This is a genomic window from Pseudomonas sp. FG13 (genome assembly GCF_057809755.1).
In genome coordinates, this window is record NZ_JBMDKO010000013.1 from 29,220 (window position 1) to 46,187 (window position 16,968).

General features: G+C 63.5%; 17 protein-coding genes. 13 read left to right on the plus strand and 4 right to left on the minus strand.

The window, feature by feature from the left end; genetic code table 11:
- The first annotated feature begins 183 nt into the window (after positions 1-183).
- The 9 genes from mdcA (at position 184) to madM (ending at position 7,436) form a co-directional block, all read left to right on the plus strand.
- Entirely contained in the window at positions 184-1,854 is a 1,671-nt protein-coding gene (gene mdcA / locus ACODTO_RS13235; RefSeq protein WP_139640853.1) for a malonate decarboxylase subunit alpha, read from the plus strand.
- Positions 1,854-2,729, plus strand: a complete 876-nt coding sequence (locus ACODTO_RS13240) for a triphosphoribosyl-dephospho-CoA synthase (RefSeq protein ID WP_139640851.1) — start codon at positions 1,854-1,856, stop codon at positions 2,727-2,729. The genes mdcA and ACODTO_RS13240 overlap by 1 nt, the downstream gene beginning before the upstream one ends.
- Positions 2,729-3,028, plus strand: a complete 300-nt coding sequence (locus ACODTO_RS13245; protein ID WP_024778873.1) for a malonate decarboxylase subunit delta — start codon at positions 2,729-2,731, stop codon at positions 3,026-3,028. Before ACODTO_RS13240 ends, ACODTO_RS13245 begins: the two co-directional genes overlap by 1 nt.
- Positions 3,021-3,872 carry a biotin-independent malonate decarboxylase subunit beta gene (locus ACODTO_RS13250; RefSeq protein WP_139640849.1) on the plus strand — a complete coding sequence of 284 codons (852 nt, stop codon included), beginning with the start codon at positions 3,021-3,023 and terminating at the stop codon, positions 3,870-3,872. Before ACODTO_RS13245 ends, ACODTO_RS13250 begins: the two co-directional genes overlap by 8 nt.
- Positions 3,869-4,672, plus strand: a complete 804-nt coding sequence (gene mdcE, locus ACODTO_RS13255) for a biotin-independent malonate decarboxylase subunit gamma (protein WP_175384729.1) — start codon at positions 3,869-3,871, stop codon at positions 4,670-4,672. The genes ACODTO_RS13250 and mdcE overlap by 4 nt, the downstream gene beginning before the upstream one ends.
- Positions 4,666-5,289, plus strand: coding sequence for a malonate decarboxylase holo-ACP synthase (locus ACODTO_RS13260; RefSeq protein ID WP_489106563.1), 624 nt, complete (start codon positions 4,666-4,668; stop codon positions 5,287-5,289). The genes mdcE and ACODTO_RS13260 overlap by 7 nt, the downstream gene beginning before the upstream one ends.
- Positions 5,286-6,206 carry a malonate decarboxylase subunit epsilon gene (gene mdcH / locus ACODTO_RS13265; RefSeq protein WP_489106564.1) on the plus strand — a complete coding sequence of 307 codons (921 nt, stop codon included), beginning with the start codon at positions 5,286-5,288 and terminating at the stop codon, positions 6,204-6,206. Before ACODTO_RS13260 ends, mdcH begins: the two co-directional genes overlap by 4 nt.
- A 67-nt stretch (positions 6,207-6,273) precedes the next feature.
- A complete protein-coding gene (gene madL, locus ACODTO_RS13270) occupies positions 6,274-6,666 on the plus strand; it encodes a malonate transporter subunit MadL (protein ID WP_139640840.1) in 393 nt (130 codons plus the stop codon).
- 5 nt (positions 6,667-6,671) lie between these two features.
- Complete coding sequence (gene madM, locus ACODTO_RS13275; protein WP_139640838.1) at positions 6,672-7,436, plus strand: malonate transporter subunit MadM; 765 nt, start codon at positions 6,672-6,674, stop codon at positions 7,434-7,436.
- A gap of 124 nt (positions 7,437-7,560) precedes the next feature.
- Here madM and ACODTO_RS13280 read toward each other — a convergent pair whose 3' ends face one another.
- Positions 7,561-8,481 carry a LysR family transcriptional regulator gene (locus ACODTO_RS13280; protein ID WP_139640836.1) on the minus strand — a complete coding sequence of 307 codons (921 nt, stop codon included), beginning with the start codon at positions 8,479-8,481 and terminating at the stop codon, positions 7,561-7,563.
- Between the two features lie 153 nt (positions 8,482-8,634).
- Between ACODTO_RS13280 and trhA the strand changes: the two genes are divergently transcribed.
- Positions 8,635-9,252, plus strand: a complete 618-nt coding sequence (trhA, locus tag ACODTO_RS13285; protein ID WP_139640835.1) for a PAQR family membrane homeostasis protein TrhA — start codon at positions 8,635-8,637, stop codon at positions 9,250-9,252.
- Here the strand turns inward: trhA and ACODTO_RS13290 are convergent.
- Complete coding sequence (locus ACODTO_RS13290; protein ID WP_175362338.1) at positions 9,249-10,166, minus strand: LysR family transcriptional regulator; 918 nt, start codon at positions 10,164-10,166, stop codon at positions 9,249-9,251. The genes trhA and ACODTO_RS13290 overlap by 4 nt on opposite strands.
- 105 nt (positions 10,167-10,271) lie before the next feature.
- Between ACODTO_RS13290 and ACODTO_RS13295 the strand changes: the two genes are divergently transcribed.
- Both ACODTO_RS13295 and ACODTO_RS13300 read left to right on the plus strand, forming a co-directional pair.
- Positions 10,272-11,513 carry a D-amino acid dehydrogenase gene (locus ACODTO_RS13295; protein WP_489106565.1) on the plus strand — a complete coding sequence of 414 codons (1,242 nt, stop codon included), beginning with the start codon at positions 10,272-10,274 and terminating at the stop codon, positions 11,511-11,513.
- A 24-nt stretch (positions 11,514-11,537) separates the two neighbouring features.
- Complete coding sequence (locus ACODTO_RS13300; protein WP_175384735.1) at positions 11,538-12,440, plus strand: transporter substrate-binding domain-containing protein; 903 nt, start codon at positions 11,538-11,540, stop codon at positions 12,438-12,440.
- A 127-nt stretch (positions 12,441-12,567) separates the two neighbouring features.
- Here the strand turns inward: ACODTO_RS13300 and ACODTO_RS13305 are convergent, their stop codons facing one another.
- Both ACODTO_RS13305 and ACODTO_RS13310 read right to left on the minus strand, forming a co-directional pair.
- Positions 12,568-13,287, minus strand: a complete 720-nt coding sequence (locus tag ACODTO_RS13305; RefSeq protein WP_175384736.1) for a 16S rRNA (uracil(1498)-N(3))-methyltransferase — start codon at positions 13,285-13,287, stop codon at positions 12,568-12,570.
- A gap of 132 nt (positions 13,288-13,419) precedes the next feature.
- On the minus strand, positions 13,420-14,826 hold the full coding sequence (locus ACODTO_RS13310) for an adenosylmethionine--8-amino-7-oxononanoate transaminase (RefSeq protein WP_139640825.1): 1,407 nt from the start codon (positions 14,824-14,826) through the stop codon (positions 13,420-13,422).
- 222 nt (positions 14,827-15,048) lie between these two features.
- Here ACODTO_RS13310 and ACODTO_RS13315 point away from each other — a divergent pair, with 222 nt between their 5' ends.
- The gene (locus tag ACODTO_RS13315) at positions 15,049-16,818 is read left to right on the plus strand and encodes a flavin monoamine oxidase family protein (protein ID WP_489106566.1); all 1,770 of its coding nucleotides are present in this window, start codon (positions 15,049-15,051) and stop codon (positions 16,816-16,818) included.
- Positions 16,819-16,968: the final 150 nt, after the last annotated feature.

The following is a 16,968-nucleotide window of genomic DNA, read 5'->3' on the forward strand; positions in this document are numbered from 1 at the left end:
CAGTACAAATGCAAGCTGACCCGCCGCTTTCGCGAGCAAGCCCGCTCCCACAGAGCCTCTCGCCCCATACAGATTCATTTCAACCATTACTCCAAGCGTAACGATCCACCGTCGAGCTTGATTGATGCCATCGTCCCATCACTCCTAAGGTGGTCTCCACGACAGCGAACCCGTGGAGTGGTCATGACAACAACAATATCCCCCGACTCGCGCTGGACGCGGCGGCGCGGCGAAAAGCAGCGGCGTCTCGAACAGGTGAAGGGCATGGTCGATGGTGTGGTATTGCCCACCGACCGGATCGTCGAGGCATTGCAGGTTTTGATCGAACCTGGCGACCGTGTGGTGCTGGAAGGCAACAACCAGAAACAGGCGGATTTCCTGTCGCGTTCCCTGGCCAAGGCCGATCCTTCGAAGCTGCACGACCTGCACATGATCATGCCCAGCGTCGGCCGTTCCGAGCATCTGGACCTGTTCGAACGCGGCATCGCCCGCAAACTCGATTTTTCCTTCGCCGGGACCCAGAGCCTGCGCATCAGCCAGTTGCTGGAAGACGGTCTGCTGGAAATCGGCGCGATCCACACCTACATCGAACTCTACGCCCGGCTGGTGGTGGACTTGATTCCCAACGTGGTGCTCTCGGCCGGTTTCATGGCCGACCGCGCCGGTAATATCTACACCGGCCCCAGCACCGAAGACACCCCGGCGTTGATCGAGCCGGCGGCTTTCAGCGATGGCATCGTCATCGTCCAGGTCAACCAGTTGGTGGATGACGTCAGCGACTTGCCACGCGTGGACATCCCGGCGTCCTGGGTGGATTTCGTGGTGGTGGCCGACAAGCCGTTCTACATCGAACCGCTATTCACCCGCGACCCGCGCCACATCAAGCCTGTGCACGTGCTCATGGCGATGATGGCGATCCGTGGGATCTACGAAAAACACAACGTCCAGTCCCTCAACCACGGCATCGGCTTCAACACCGCCGCCATCGAGCTGATCCTGCCGACCTATGGCGAATCCCTCGGTCTGAAGGGCAAGATCTGCCGCAACTGGACCCTCAATCCTCATCCGACGCTGATTCCGGCCATCGAAAGCGGCTGGGTCGACAGCGTGCACTGCTTCGGCACTGAACTGGGCATGGAGCATTACATCGCCGCCCGGCCGGACGTGTTTTTTACTGGCCGCGATGGCTCGCTGCGCTCCAACCGCATGGTCTGCCAACTGGCCGGCCAATACGCGGTGGACCTGTTCATCGGTGCCACCCTGCAAGTGGATGGTGATGGTCATTCCTCGACGGTTACCCGAGGCCGACTGGCCGGTTTCGGTGGTGCGCCAAACATGGGCCATGATCCCCGTGGTCGCCGCCACGGCACCCCGGCCTGGCTCGACATGCGCCACGGCGACGGCGAAGCGCCGTTGCTCGAACGCGGCAAGAAGCTGGTGGTGCAGATGGTCGAGACCTTCCAGGAGGGCGGCAAACCGACGTTCGTCGACACCCTCGATGCGGTGGACGTGGCGAAGAAAGCCGGCATGCCCCTGGCGCCAATCATGATCTACGGCGACGACGTTACCCATCTGTTGACCGAAGAGGGCATCGCCTATCTGTACAAGGCTCGTTCCCTGGAAGAGCGCCAGGCGATGATCGCGGCGGTTGCCGGGGTCACCGCCATCGGCCTGCGCCACAACCCGAAAGACACTGCCCGCATGCGCCGCGAAGGGCTGATCGCCTTGCCCGAAGACTTGGGTATCCGCCGCACCGACGCCACCCGCGAATTGCTCGCCGCCAAGAGCGTGGCCGACCTGGTGGAGTGGTCCGGTGGCCTCTACAACCCACCCGCCAAGTTCAGGAGCTGGTAATGCACGCACTCAACCTGCAACCGAAAACCCTGAGCCTGGCCGAACGGCTGGCGGACCTGGCGGTGGACGCGCTGATCGACGAAGCGGACCTGTCACCCAAACCGGCGCTGGTGGACCGCCGCGGCAATGGCGCCCATACCGATCTGCACCTGGGGCTGATGCACGCCTCGGCGCTTTCCTTGTGGCCCGCCTTCAAGGAAATGGCTGATGCGGCGCTGGCGTTCGGTGAGGTGGGCCTGCCGCTGCGCGAGGCCCTCGGGCGCATCGGTCGTGAAGGCGAAGCGGCGATGCTCGCCACCACCGACGGCGTGAATACCCATCGTGGCGCGATCTGGGCGTTGGGCCTGTTGGTGGCGGCGGCGGCGCTGGAGCCTGAATCCAGCGCCGCCGGTGCCGTCACGTTGCGTGCCGCACGCCTGGCGCTGCTTGAAGATCGCTACGCGCCAAGACCCCTCAGCCATGGCGCCCAAGTGGCCCAGCGCTACGGTGCACGCGGCGCAAGGGAAGAAGCGCAGTTGGGCTTTCCTTCGATCATGCAACGCGCACTGCCGCAACTCAGACGCAGCCGCACCCAGGCCCATGGCGAGCAGAACGCCCGCCTCGACGCCTTACTGGCGATCATGACCCAACTGGCGGACACCTGTGTGCTGTACCGCGCCGGCGAACCCGGTTTGCGGGCCATGCAGGCCGGTGCCCAGGCGGTGCTGGATGCCGGTGGCAGTGCGAGCCTCGACGGTCGTCGCCGATTGCACGCACTGGACCAACAACTGATTGCATTGAACGCCTCGCCCGGCGGCGCCGCCGACCTGCTCGCGGCCTGCCTGTTCATCGACCGTATCGAGTCGGGTGATAGCGTCATCCAGGGAGTTTGCTGATGGAAACCTTATCTTTTGAATTTCCCGCCGGACAGCCGCCACGGGGCCGGGCGCTGGTGGGCTGTGTCGGCTCGGGCGACCTGGAAGTGCTGATCGAGCCGGGGCTGGCGGGCAAGTTGACCATCCAGGTGCAGACCTCGGTCAATGGCAGCGAACAACGCTGGCAGCATCTCTTCAGCCGGATGTTCGACGGCCAGACGCCACCCGCGCTGTCCATCGACATCCATGATTTCGGCGCCACCCCCGGCGTGGTGCGTCTGCGCCTGGAGCAGGGTTTCGAGGAGATCGGCCATGACTGACAGTGCAGCGTTGCTTAACAAGCACAGCTTCGTCGAACTCGGTGCCCGGCAACGGGCGAAGGTCTTGCTCGATGACGGCACGTTTCGCGAACTGCTCGACCCGTTCCAGCGAATCATGTCGCCGTGGCTGCTGCGTCAAGGCGTGGTGCCGCAAAGCGACGACGGCGTGGTGATCGCCAAGGGCAGCATCGACGGCCTGCCGGTGGTGCTCGCCGCCATCGAAGGTGCGTTCCAGGGCGGTAGCCTTGGCGAAGTGGGTGGGGCGAAGATCGCCGGCGCCCTGGAACTGGCCGCCGAGGACAACCGCAAGGGCATTGCGACCCGTGCGGTGCTGCTGTTGGAAACCGGCGGTGTGCGTCTGCAGGAGGCCAATCTGGGGTTGGCGGCCATCGCCGAAATTCATTCGGCAATTGTCGACTTGCGTCAGTACCAGCCGGTGGTCGGTGTAGTGGCTGGCAGTGTCGGTTGCTTTGGCGGCATGTCCATCGCCGCCGGGCTGTGCAGTTATCTGCTGGTGACCCAGGAAGCGCGGCTGGGATTGAACGGCCCGCAAGTGATCGAGCAGGAGGCCGGAATCGAGGAATACGACGCCCGGGATCGCCCGTTTATCTGGAGCCTGACCGGTGGCGAGCAACGCTTCGCCACGGGATTGGTGGATCGCTATTGCGCCGATGATGTGCAGCAGATCCGCCAGCAGGTCAGCCAGTTGTTGCATCTGGGCGTGCCCGCCGAGCACCGCAGCGGCCAGGCCGAGTTGTTCCTGCAACGCCTGGCCCGGTTGGACACTGACGTGCAGATCGAACCGGCAGCGGTTCGCCAGTTGTATCAGGGAGAACGCCCATGAGTTCGTATTCATTGAGAGGCTTGCGCTGGTTCGAAGCCTTGAGTGGTGGCGCCGAGCCGCTGTCGGGACTGCCCGCTTCGGTGAAGGCGGCCGATGCCAGGTTGGGCGGGCAGACCGTGCGCCTGTTGGCGGTGGTGGCCGATCCCGATAATCGTTTTCCCCGGGCTCGCAACGGAGAGGTCGGCCTGCTGGAAGGCTGGGGCCTGGCCAAGGCGGTGGATGACGCCATCGAGGCTGACCGCGAGGCGTCCAGCAAGCGTGCGCTGATCGCCATTGTCGATGTACCCAGCCAGGCTTATGGTCGCCGGGAAGAAGCCCTGGGCATCCATCAGGCGTTGGCTGGTGCGGTGGACAGTTATGCCCGTGCCCGGTTGGCCGGTCACCCGGTGATCGGCTTGCTGGTGGGCAAGGCGATGTCCGGGGCGTTCCTGGCCCACGGCTACCAGGCCAACCGGCTGATTGCATTGCGCGATCCTGGGGTGATGGTCCACGCCATGGGCAAGGCCTCGGCGGCGCGGGTGACCCTGCGCAGTGTCGAGGAATTGGAAGCCCTGGCTGCCAGCGTGCCGCCGATGGCCTATGACATCGACAGCTATGCCAGTCTGGGGTTGTTGTGGGAAACCCTGTCGGTCGAGCAGATCGAACAGCCATCGGCGACCGATCTGGCCCGGGTCACCGATTGCCTGCAACAAGCGATCAGCGATGTGGCCGGTGCGCCTCGAAATTTGAGCAGCCGCCTCGGTGCGCCCCATCGGGCCGCTTCCAGCCATGTTCGCCAGTTGCTGAGCGCGCAGTGGTGAACATCTTCCTGGCGCACGACCTGCTCTGGGGGATGACCCCGCAGCAGTTGCCAGCGGATGCGCCGGCGTGGGCTGTGCAAGCCCTCGGCCTCGGCCAACCGGTGGTGGTGCGGCGGGCGCTGACGGCGCCGGGACAGGTGGCGGTGGGTGTTCGTGGTCGGACTCGGGAGCAGCGTTACGCCACGTTGATGCAGCTGTCAGCGATCCAGCGTCGGGTACGTCCGGAAGACCTGTGCCACATCGACTGCCAACGGGACTTGCCGGCCCTGCGGGCGCTGTCCCGCCTGCGGCCGATGCTCGACGCCTGCGGCTGGACCTGGGGTATCAGCGGCAGCGCCGGATTCGAACTCGCCAGCGGCATCGAGGCACTGCATGAGCGCAGCGACCTGGATCTGATCCTGCGCACGCCGCAGCCGATGGATCGCGTCCAGGCCAGGGATTTACTGGCGCGACTGGAGGGCTCGGCGTGTGCCGTGGACATGCAGTTGCAGACCCCGTTCGGCGCTGTAGCCCTGCGCGAGTGGGCGGGTTCGTCACGCCGGGTGCTGCTCAAGGATGACGTCCAGGCCCGGCTGGTGAGCAATCCCTGGCAGCCGTCGCTGGAGCAGGTCGCATGAGCAGTCTCCTGGTATTCCCCGGCCAGGGTGCGCAGCGCACGGGCATGCTCCATGGCCTGGCGCCGCATGTGTTGGCCGAGGCGAGCGATGTGCTCGGTGAAGACGTGCTGCAACTGGACGGCGCCGAGGCCTTGCAATCGACCCGCGCCGTGCAGTTGTGCCTGTTGATTGCGGGTGTGGCGGCGTCGCGCCGCTTGCTGGAGCAAGCCCCGGCGCCGGACTACGTGGCGGGGCTGTCCATCGGCGCATATCCGGCGGCGGTGGTGGCGGGTGCGCTGGGGTTCGAGGATGCATTGCGGCTGGTCAACCTGCGGGGCGAACTGATGCAGCAGGCCTATCCGCAAGGCTATGGCATGACCGCGATCATCGGCCTGGACCTCGCCGCCGTGGAAGGGTTGCTGGCCCAGATACACAGCGACGCAACGCCGGTCTACCTGGCCAATATCAATGCCGATAGCCAGGTGGTCATCGCCGGCAGCGACGAGGCCATGGCGGTCGTTGCCAGCCACGCACGCCGCCAGGGCGCCGGAAAGGCGTGCCGCCTGGCAGTGAGCGTGCCATCCCATTGCCCATTGCTGGAAAGACCCGCGCGAACATTGGCCGAGGCATTTGCCGACGTATCGTTGCGAACCCCCGCATTGGGTTATCTCAGCGGCAGCCGCGCCCGGCCGGTGACAAAGCCCGACGCCTTGCGCGACGACCTCGCTTTCAACATGTGCCGCGTCGTCGATTGGCGCGGTACGGTGCAAAGTGCCTATGAGCGAGGCGTGCGCTTGCAGATCGAGCTGCCACCCGGTGCGGTGCTGACCGGGCTGGCACGCCGTGTGTTCGAGCAGGGCACTGTCATGGCCTTCGACGGTGCCCGGCTCGATACCCTGCAAGCGCTGCTCGCAGAGGAGGGAAGCCGCCAACCCTAGACCACCGACTCAAGCTGGCGAAGCACAAAAACAACAACTTCGACGATGCACTTTGAGGACTACGACAATGATTATTTACGGTGTGGCATTTCTGGCCTTTTGTACCCTGACGGGTATTTTCATCGGTGAGCTGCTGGGCAAACTGATCGGCGTGCCGGCCAACGTCGGCGGCGTCGGCATTGCGATGCTGCTGTTGATCGGTCTGGGCAGTTATCTGAGCAAGCGCGGTCTGTTCAAGGGCAAATCCGAGGCCGGCGTGGAATTCTGGAGTGCGATCTACATTCCCATCGTGGTTGCCATGGCGGCCCAGCAAAATGTCTATGGTGCGCTCAAGGGCGGACCGATGGCGATTCTGGCCGGGACCCTGGCGGTGGTGATTGCCTTTGCGTTGGTGCCGGTGCTGGTGCGCATCGGCAACAAAGGGCCTGAAGCCAACGTTTCCGTGAAGACGGTAGGGTGATCGCCATGTACGAATCAATGATGAAAGTGATTACCGGCTACGGCCTGATCAGTGGTTTTGCGATTGTCGGTATCACCATGTGGGTGTCGTACTGGATCAGCAACACGTTCACCAAGGGCCGCCTGCACGGTTCGGCCATCGCGATTTTGCTGGGGTTGATACTGTCGTATATCGGCGGGGCGATGACCGGGGGGCAAAAGGGCGTGGTGGATATTCCACTGCTTTCCGGAATTGGCTTGCTGGGCGGCGCCATGCTGCGGGACTTTGCCATTGTCGCCACGGCTTTTGGGGTGAGTGTCGAGGAGCTCAAGCGTGCCGGTTTCGTCGGGGTGCTGGCGCTGTTTGTCGGTGTGGGCACCTCGTTCATTGCCGGCGTGGGTGTGGCGATGGCCTTCGGATACACCGATGCGGTGAGCCTGACTACCATCGGCGCTGGGGCGGTCACGTACATCGTCGGACCGGTTACCGGAGCGGCCATTGGCGCCAGTTCCGAGGTGATGGCGCTGTCCATTGCCGCCGGGCTGATCAAGGCGATCCTGGTGATGGTGGCGACGCCTTTCGTGGCACCGATGATTGGCCTCAACAATCCACGCAGTGCAGTGATCTTCGGCGGGTTGATGGGCACCTCCAGCGGCGTGGCCGGCGGGCTGGCAGCGACCGATCCGAAACTGGTGCCGTATGGGTGCCTGACGGCGGCGTTCTATACCGCGCTGGGTTGTTTGCTGGGCCCTTCGGTGTTGTTCCTGATCATGCGCGGGCTGATGGGCTAGTTTTGCAGGCTGCAGTTTGATCGTTCCCACGCTCTGCGTGGGAATGCCTCTTTTGACGCTCCGCGTCACGCTTTTGGGACGCGGAGCGTCCCGGGCAGCATCCCCACGCAGAGCGTGGGGACGATCATGGGATGGCTTGGCGATTGGCATACATCCGGCATTCGGCAAGCAACGCCAGCAGGTTCGGATCGCGCTCCTTGGCCTTGAGGAAGACCACGCCAATGTGTTGCTGCAAGCGGTACTTCTCCTGCAATGGGATCAGTTTCACCCGGTTCTCGTACACGGCCGCAATCCTGCCCGGCAGCAAGGCATAACCCACCCCTGAGCTGACCATGCTCAGCAGGGTGAAGATGTCGTTGACCTGCATCGCCACCTTCGGCTCGAACCCCGCCTGCCTGAATACCCGTACCCCGTCCTGATGGGTGGCGAAGCCCTGGGTCAGGGTGATGAACGTCTCGTCACGGACTTCGGCCAGGTCGACTTCGCTGCGTTGGGCAAACGGTGAGTCGGCCGGCGTGGCGAGGAATATGTCGTCGGAAAACAGGGCGATGTGTTCGCAATCCGGGTCGTTGACGCTGTCGTCCAGGGACACCAGGATGGCATCGACTTCCATGTTCTTGAGCTTGTACAGCAGGTCGATGTTCGAGCCCATGATCAGATCGATGTTGAGTTCACTGCGACGGATCTTCAGGCCCATGATCAACTGCGGCACGGTCTTGACCGTCAGCGAGTACAGCGACCCCAGCTTGAAGCGCTCGGCGGAGAACCCGGCGGCTTCGCGGGTCAGGCGTACGCTTTCGACCACATCCTGGATCAGCTTCTGCGCCCGCTCCTCCAGCACATAGGCGCTTTCCAGCGGTGTGAGGTTGCGGCCTTCATGCTTGAACAGCGGGCAGCGCAGGGCGCTTTCCAGCGAATGAATGGCCCGGTGCACGCTGACATTGCTGGTCTGCAACTCCGCCGCCGCCCGCGCCAGGTTGCCGGTGCGCATGAAGGCCAGGAACACCTCGAGTTTCTTCAGGGTCAATTCTTCGTCGATCAGCATGGGGCGGACTCTTATTCGTGTCATCCGATTGTGCCCCAATGAACCTGGGAGCGAGGAGATTTACAGATGATCGCAACTCACAGCAAACCATTGCACTTTTGCGCCCCAGGCCTGAGCCTTGGCGCGTGTTTCATCATGGAGGGGTAGGAATCGATGTATCACGGGGAGCGACTGAACGCCTGGACCCACCTGGTTGGAGCGATTGCGGCGTTTATCGGCGGGGTGTGGCTGGTGGTGCTTGCCGGGCTGACCGGCGATCCATGGAAGATCGTCAGCGTGGCGATCTACGGGTTTACCCTGCTGGTGCTGTACAGCGCCTCGACGGTCTACCACAGCGTGCGCGGGCGCAAGAAAGCGATCATGCAGAAGGTCGATCATTTTTCGATCTACCTGCTGATCGCCGGCAGTTACACACCGTTCTGCCTGGTGACCCTGCGCGGGCCGTGGGGCTGGACGTTGTTCGGGATCGTCTGGGGGCTGGCATTGATCGGCATCCTGCAAGAGATCAAGCCGCGTTCCGAGGCGCGGATCCTGTCGATCGTGATCTACGCCGTGATGGGCTGGATCGTGCTGGTGGCGGTCAAGCCGCTGTTGGCGGCCCTGGGCAGCGCCGGTTTCGCCTGGCTGGCCTCGGGTGGGGTGTTGTACACCGTGGGCATCATTTTCTTCGCCCTCGATAAGCGATTGCGTCATGCCCATGGCATCTGGCATCTGTTTGTGATCGCCGGCAGCCTGCTGCACTTCGTGGCGATTCTGTTCTACGTCCTTTAGTGGGCAGCTGTGAACAACCGATCCAGTTGCTCCTGGGCCTGACTGGCGAAAATCTCCAGCAGGGCGCCCAGGGTATGTGCCGGCGCTTCATTGGCCCGGGTCACGGCGTAGAGCGAGATGGGCAGCGGTGGCGACAACGGTCGGATCGCCGTGCAGGTCTTCGAGGCGCCAAGGGCCGTGAACGGGTCGATCACCGCCATGCCGGCGCCTGATTCCACCATGGCCCGGGCCAGCGAATAGGTCTGCACGGCGATGCTGATGCGTGGCGCAGGGTCCACCGCTTCCAGATAGCCGTCCAGTCGGGCCGAGAGCGGATCGGCGCTGGAAAGGCCAATCAGGGGCGCGCCGGCCAGTTCCTGCAACGACATCGGTTTACCCACCGCCGCGTCGCTCCAGTGCCCCTTTGGCGCCAGCGCCACCAGCACCCCGCTGGCCAGGGGCTGGGCCTTGAGCCCCGGATGATCAGGTGGCTGCAAGGTCAGGGCGACGTCGATCTCGCGCATCAACAGGTTCTGCACCAGTTCACGGCTGTGGGCGCTGGAGAGTTCACAGATAATGTCCGGGTAGTGCCGGGTCCATTGATGAATGGCCGCCGGCAGCAGCGACAGGGCCAGGGCCGGGGTCGCGCCGATGCGCAGGTTGTGACCGGGCTCGCGGCGCAGGCTTTGGGCCAGTCGCCGCACGCCTTGCAGGCTTTCGCTGACCTTGTCGACTTCGCGCTCCAGCTCCAGGGCTTCGGGGGTCGCCTGCAACTTGCCGCGCACCCGCAGGAACAGGGCAAATCCCAGCTGTTGCTCGGCGTGCTGCAGCACTTTGGTCACCGCCGGTTGGGAAACGTGCAGCAACTGCGCGGCGCCGCTGATGGAGCCGGCCTGGCGTATGGCCTGGAAAATTTCGATATGACGAAGGCGCATGGCGGGCCCATAACCTTTGTTTATAGGTGCTCCATCTTTATTCATTGTTCCGAGGCTGTCACCTGCCCCTAATCTCGACTGATCGGAAACGGATGTGAGGCGGACATGGGACAACGGGTGTGCATCATCGGCGGTGGCGTGGTCGGGCTGGCGACGGCTTATGCACTGGTTCGCGACGGCGTCGACGTGACGCTGGTGGAAGCCAGGGATGCGCTGGGCAGCGAGACGAGCTTTGCCAACGGTGGCCAATTGTCCTATCGCTACGTTGCCCCCCTGGCGGATGCTGGGGTGCCCTGGCAGGCGCTCGGCTGGATGTTGCGCGGGGATTCGCCACTCAGGTTGCGGCCCCGCCTGGATCCTGCCCAGTGGCGCTGGATGGCTGCGTTCATCGCGGCGTGCCGGACGTCGATCAACCGACGCAACAGCGCCCACCTGTTACGCCTGGCACTGCTGAGCCAGGCCACCATGCAGGGCTGGCGCGAAGACGATCGCCTCGATGGCTTCGACTGGCGGCGCAATGGCAAGCTGGTGACGTTTCGTGACGCAGCCCATTTCCACCATGCCCGGCGGCGACTGGCGGACAACATGCACCAGCAGGTGCTCGGGCCCGCCGAGTGCGCGAGCCTGGAGCCCGCGCTGGCGGGCGTGCCGTTGGTGGGCGGGATCTACACGCCGGACGAGGAGGTCGCCGATTGCCACGCTTTTTGCCAGCAACTGGCCGCACGCCTGCAGGCGTCGGGGCGCTGTGAATTCTTGTTGGGGCAGACGGTGACCGGCATTTGCCACGCCGATGGACAGGTGCACGCCATCGAATTGAATGGACAGCGCTTGCCGGTGGACAGCCTCGTGATTGCCGCCGGTCACCGCAGCGCGACTCTGGCGTTACCGGGAGTGCGAATGCCGCTGTACCCGCTCAAGGGTTACAGCCTGACCGTGCCGATTGGCGCAGCGCATCGGGCCCCGGACCTCAGCATCACTGACTATGACCGCAAGATTGTCTATGCGCGAATCGGCGAGTATTTGCGGGTGGCGGCGATGGTGGATATCGTCGGCTTCGACCCGACGCCGGATCCGCGACGCCTGGCCCTGATCAAGCGCCAGGCCCAGGAAACCTTTCCCCTGGCCGGGGATTACGAGCACGCCATCGCATGGGCCGGCATGCGCCCGGCCACTCCCAGCGGTGTGCCACTGATCGGCGCCACCGGCTATCGCAACCTGTGGCTCAACCTCGGCCATGGGGCGCTGGGTTTCACCCTGGCTTGTGGCAGCGCTCGCCTGCTCAGCGAACTGATCCGCCAGCGCACACCGTCCATAGATTTGCAGGGCCTCACGCCCCGCGCCGCCTGACCCACCCCGCAACGGAGAATAACAATGCAAAAAATCACGTTGATCGGCTGCACCCTGAGCCTGTTGTTGAGCGCCCATGCCCACGCTACACAAGCACCTCCGAGCGGCACGCTGGAGAAAATCGCCAGCACCCATGGCATCACCCTGGGGTATCGCGACGCTTCGGTGCCGTTTTCCTACATAGGCGACAGCAGCGGCAAACCGATGGGCTACTCGGTGGACCTGGCAAACAAAATCGTCGAGCGGATCAAGGCCCAACTGGCGCTGCCGCAACTGGAGGTGAAGTACAACCTGGTCACCTCCCAGACCCGCATCCCGTTGGTGCAGAACGGCACCGTCGACTTGGAATGTGGCTCCACCGGGGTGACGGCCGAGCGGCAGAAGCAAGTGGCGTTTTCCTACGGTTTCATCTACGTGAAGGGCCAGTTGCTGACGGCCAGGGACAGCGGCATCCACAGCTTTGCCGACCTGCGCGGCAAGAACGTGGTGACCACCGCAGGCACCACCAACGAGCGTTTCCTGAAAAGCTACAACCAGGACAACCAGGCCGACATGTTCATCATCAGTGCGAAAGACCATGGCGAGGCGTTCCAGATGCTCGAGACCGGCCGAGCGGCGGCTTTTTACATGGACGATGCGCTGCTCTATGGCGAACGAGCCAAGGCACGCGATCCACACAACTGGGTCGTGGTGGGCCAAGAACAGTCGCGGGAAATCTACAGTTGCATGGTGCGCAAGGATGATCCGCAATTCCTGGCACTGGTCAATGCGACCCTGGGGGACCTGTACAAGTCCGGTGAGATCAACGCTATCTACGACCGCTGGTTCCAGAAACCGATTCCCCCCAAGGGCCTGAACCTGGAGTTCCCGATGACCAGCGAGCTGAAGGCGATTATCGCCAGGCCGGTGAGTGATCCGGTGCAATAATCGGCAATGCCAATAACCATTGTGGGAGCGAGCCCGCTCGCGAAGGCGGCGTGTCAATCAGGAGGTGATTGACTGATACACCGCTATCGCGAGCAGGCTCGCTCCCACAAGTGAAACTTCGACGGGTCTAGAAATCCCCCCACAACTGCTGCGCCACTGCCAGCGCCACCACCGGCGCGGTTTCGGTACGCAGCACACGGGGACCGAGGCGGGCGGCGTGGTAACCGGCGCTCTGGGCCAGTTCGACTTCGGCCTCGGACAAACCGCCCTCGGGGCCGATCAGGAACGCCAGCGTCGAGGGTCTGGCGTGGCTGACCAGCGGTTCGGCCACCGGGTGCAGCACCAGCTTCAGCTCTGCGTCGGCCTGCTTCAGCCAGTCGGCCAGCAGCAACGGCGGATTGATCACCGGTACGGTCGAGCGTCCGCATTGCTCACAGGCGCTGATCGCCACCTGGCGCCAGTGCAGCAGGCGTTTGTCGGCGCGCTCGTCCTTGAGGCGCACTTCGCAGCGTTCGCTGAAAATTGGTGTGATCTCGCTGACTCCCAGCTCGGTGGCTTTCTGAATCGCCCAGTCCATGCGTTCGCCCCGGGACAGGCCCTGGCCAAGGTGGATACGCAACGGCGATTCAGGCTGCCCGGCGAACTGTTCGTCCAGTTGCACCCGCACGCGCTTCTTGCCGACTTCAGCCAGGCTACCGCGAAACTCCTGGCCCGAACCGTCGAACACCTGCACCGCATCACCTTCGGCCATGCGCAGCACACGGCCGATGTAATGGGCCTGGGCTTCGGGCAACTCGTGATCGCCGAGGCTCAGGGGGGTGTCGATGAAGAAGCGGGACAGTCTCATGTGGAGTCTCTGCAAGAAAAAAAATGATCGTGGTTGAAGCGCCCGGCCTCATCGCGGGCAAGCCTTGCTCCCACAGTGGGTTCGCATTTCTCTGTGGGAGCAAGGCTTGCCCGCGATGGCGGTGGCCCAGGCTCAGCCCGGATCGCGATAACCCGGGTGGAAGTCCTTCGGCACCGCCACACTGACCGTATCCCGGGTGGCGATGTCGATGCCTTCGCTGGCCACTTGTGCCAGGAAGTCAATCTGCTCGGGGGTGATGACGTACGGCGGCAGGAAATACACCACACTGCCCAGTGGCCGCAGCAACGCACCGCGCTCCAGGGCATGCTGGAACACGCTCAGGCCGCGCCGCTCCTGCCAGGGGTAGGCGGTCTTGCTCGCCTTGTCCTTGACCATCTCGATGGCCAGCACCATGCCGGTCTGGCGCACTTCGGCCACGTTCGGGTGATCGGCCAGGTGCGCGGTGGCGCTCGCCATGCGCTGGGCCAGGGCCTTGTTGTTGTCGATGACGTGGTCTTCTTCGAAGATATCCAGCGTCGCCAAGGCGGCCGCGCAGGCCAGCGGGTTACCGGTATAACTGTGGGAATGCAGGAAGGCGCGCAGGGTGGGGTAATCGTCGTAGAACGCGCTGTAGACGTCGTCGGTGGTCAGGCACGCCGCCAGCGGTAGGTAACCACCGGTCAGGGCCTTGGACAGGCAAAGGAAGTCCGGCGTGATACCGGCCTGCTCGCAGGCGAACATCGTTCCCGTACGGCCGAAGCCCACGGCGATTTCGTCATGGATCAGGTGCACGCCATAGCGGTCGCAGGCTTCGCGCAGCAGCTTCAGGTACACCGGGTGATACATGCGCATGCCGCCGGCGCCCTGGATCAGCGGCTCGACGATCACCGCAGCCACGGTGTCGTGGTGTTCGGCGAGGGTCTGTTCCATGGCGGCGAACATCGTGCGTGAATGCTCTTCCCAGCTCACGCCCTCGGGGCGATGGTAGCAGTCGGGGCTCGGTACCTTGAGGGTGTCCAGCAGCAACGCCTTGTAGGTCTCGGTAAACAGCGGTACGTCGCCCACCGACATCGCCGCAATCGTTTCGCCGTGGTAACTGTTGCTCAGGGTGACGAAGCGCTTCTTGTCGGAACGGCCGCGATTGACCCAGTAATGGAAGCTCATCTTCATCGCCACTTCGATGCAGGACGAGCCGTTATCGGCGTAGAAACACCGTGTCAGACCTTCAGGCGTCATCTTCACCAGGCGCTCGGACAGCTCGATCACCGGTTGGTGACTGAAACCGGCGAGGATCACATGCTCCAACTGGTCGACCTGGTCCTTGATCCGCTGGTTGATGCGCGGGTTGGCATGGCCGAATACATTGACCCACCAGGAGCTGACGGCGTCGAGGTAGCGCTTGCCTTCGAAGTCCTCCAGCCACACGCCCTCACCGCGCTTGATGGGGATCAGCGGCAGTTGTTCGTGGTCTTTCATCTGGGTGCAGGGATGCCACAGCACCGCGAGGTCGCGTTGCATCCACTGGTTATTCAGGCCCATTTACAGTCTCCTCGAGGCGGCTCGCGGCGGGCGCGGGCCAAACAATCGGGCAAGCCTATGCAATGACGGCCCTGCGAACAACCCATTGTGTCGTTCCTGCTGCTTTGAGCGAGGCGATAGACGTCGCTGGCGGCGTTTTGATGGCTGGCGTATTCTTCGCCGTTCTCTGAGCCGACTGGCTCGAAACCTGAAATTTCCCTGTTTTATTCCGGAGTTCGCTGAATGTCTGCTGGTTGGCTGCGCGCGTGTGCGTTGGTAATGATAGGGCTGTTCAGCGTTACGGCGCTGGCGAAGGACAAGCAACCGACGGCCATCGTCATCGGTGGCGGCCTGGCAGGGCTCACAGCGGCCTATGAGTTGCAGAACAAAGGCTGGGTGGTGACCCTGCTGGAAGCCAAACCCAGCGTGGGCGGTCGTTCGGGCATGGCCACCAGTGAGTGGATCGGCAACGAAAAGACACAGCCGGTGCTCAACAAATATGTCTCGACGTTCAAGCTGGGCACCACCCCGGCCCCCGAGTTCGTGCGCACCCCCAGCTATCTGATCGACGGCACTTACTTCACCGCCGCTGACCTGGCCGCGAAGCAGCCAGCCACCGCCGAAGCCATCAAGCGCTACGAAACCACCCTGGACGAGCTGGCGCGCTCCATCGAAGACCCGCTGAACCCGACGGCTACCAGCACGTTGCACGCCCTGGACCAGATGACGGTGTCTGCCTGGCTCGATCGCTTGCAACTGCCGGCCACTGCACGTCAGCTGGTGAATCAGGAGATCCGTACCCGTTACGACGAACCGTCGCGCCTGTCGCTGCTGTATTTCGCACAGCAGAACCGCGTCAATCGCGGCGTATCCGACCGCGACCTGCGGGCTTCGCGTTTGCTCGGCGGCAGCCAGGTGCTTGCCCAGGCTTTCCTCAAGCAGCTGAAAACCATCAAGACCGATTCTCCGGTGTCAGCCATTTCCCAGGACAAGGACGGTGTGACCGTCAAGGTCGGCAGCGTCGGCTACCAGGCCGATTACGTGGTGTTGGCCGTACCGCTGCGCGCCCTGAACAAGATCCAACTGACCCCGGCCCTGGACGCCCAGCACCTTGGCGCGATCAAGAGCACCAACTACGGCTGGCGCGACCAGATCATGCTCAAGTTCAAGACCCCGGTCTGGGACAGCAAGGCGCGCATGTCGGGTGAAATCTTCAGCAATACCGGCCTGGGCATGATGTGGATCGAACCGGCCGTGAAGGGCGGTGCCAATGTGATCATCAACCTCTCGGGCGACAGTGCCCGGGTGATGCAGGCTTTTGGCGACAAGCAGATGGTCGACCAGGTACTGATCCGCCTGCACACGTTCTATCCACAGGCTCGTGGGGCTTTCACCGGTTACGAAATCCGCCGCTACAGCATCGACCCGTCCACGGGCGGTTCGTACCTGGCCTTTGGTCCGGGCCAGATCAGCAAGTACTGGCGTCTGTGGGAAAAACCATTGCAGCGCGTAGCCTTTGCCGGCGAACACACGGACGCCTTGTACCCGGGCACCCTGGAAGGCGCGTTGCGCAGCGGACAGCGCGCAGCCAGCCAAGTGCAAGACCTGGCGGCGGGCAAGTCGTTCGAGCCGGCCAAGGTCGCACCGGCCGCGACAGCGGCGGCTGCAGGTGCGGTGGCGGCGAAGAAAGGCAACTTCTTCACCAACCTGTTCGGTGGTTCGGATGACGAGAAGAAGCCAGAGCCGGCCAAGGCACCCGAGCCGGTCGCTCCGTCGACCCCGGCCCCTGCTCCAGCGCCAACCCCGGCCCCAGCGCCTGTGGAAGCGCCGAAGCCTGCCGCGCCGGTAAAAGCCGAGCCGACCAAAAAGGCCACGACCAAAGCCACGGCGAAGAAGCCGGCAGCCAAACCCGCGGCAAAAAAAGCCCCGGCCAAGGCGCCAGCGAAAAAGGCTGAACCGGCGAAGAAGCCAGCGGCCAAACCGGCGACAACCACTGAGACCCCGGCTCAGTAACGTCCAAGCGTAAAAAAAGCGCGGCCCAAGGGTCGCGCTTTTTTTTGCCTGCTATCAAGCTCGATGTTCAGGCATTGGGTATATCAGATACTTCCCACAGGGGAATCGGAACGGAATGATGGGTTGGCCCGGATCGCAGGTTTTAGGCTG